This window comes from Microbacterium barkeri (genome assembly GCF_027921765.1).
GTDB classification, from domain to species: Bacteria; Actinomycetota; Actinomycetes; order Actinomycetales; family Microbacteriaceae; genus Microbacterium; species Microbacterium barkeri.
Genome location: NZ_BSEJ01000055.1, coordinates 1 through 595, shown reverse-complemented (window position 1 = coordinate 595; position 595 = coordinate 1). Strand labels below are relative to the sequence as shown.

The 595-nt window shown below is 35.5% G+C and carries 1 protein-coding gene; it reads right to left on the bottom strand.

Features of this window, described 5'->3' with window-relative positions; translation table 11 throughout:
- Nucleotides 1–229: 229 nt before the first annotated feature.
- A partial coding sequence (locus PKE79_RS16580; RefSeq protein WP_159202680.1) for a hypothetical protein occupies nucleotides 230–595 on the bottom strand: 366 nt, incomplete at its 5' end.

Genomic DNA, 595 nt, shown 5'->3' with positions numbered 1-595 from the left:
AGTTGCCTATTAAACTTAGAAAGACCTACAACCATACTTAGTTTGTTATCTTTAACAGTAAGAGATGCTTCCTGAGTACCATTACATCGGTAGTAAGCGGTGTAACCGTCAGCAAAAGATCGACCGGGGAATATAAATGCTAGGAACGCAATTAACCAATACATAGTTGAGAATCTTGGTATTACACATTTCACTATCCTCTCTTTCATTTTTCGTTCACCATACTTTGTTATCTGATTTTTAATTTTTCTATTTTATAAACCAAGTCTCTACCAAAAAGGCGAAAATTATCCTCAAATAATAATAATTGTTTAAGAACATCCATGAAAGCAGCTGCTTCACCCTCAGTTATGGGAGCTACTCTATATAACATATAACCTGAGTTAAGGGTTTCTTTTATACTTTCTTCAATGCTCATTATAAATATTAGTGGATTATCATTTTTCTTCCCCCATGGGTTTCTAATTAATCCTTCGATGTACTCAGGTCCTTTGCGTCCTATTGCCTGCGCAATATTTTTTATTTCATCTGCGTGAGGGCTTTGTTGTACAGCTTTGTTTATGCCTGCTTGAGTGATTTTCAGAGACTCTACACC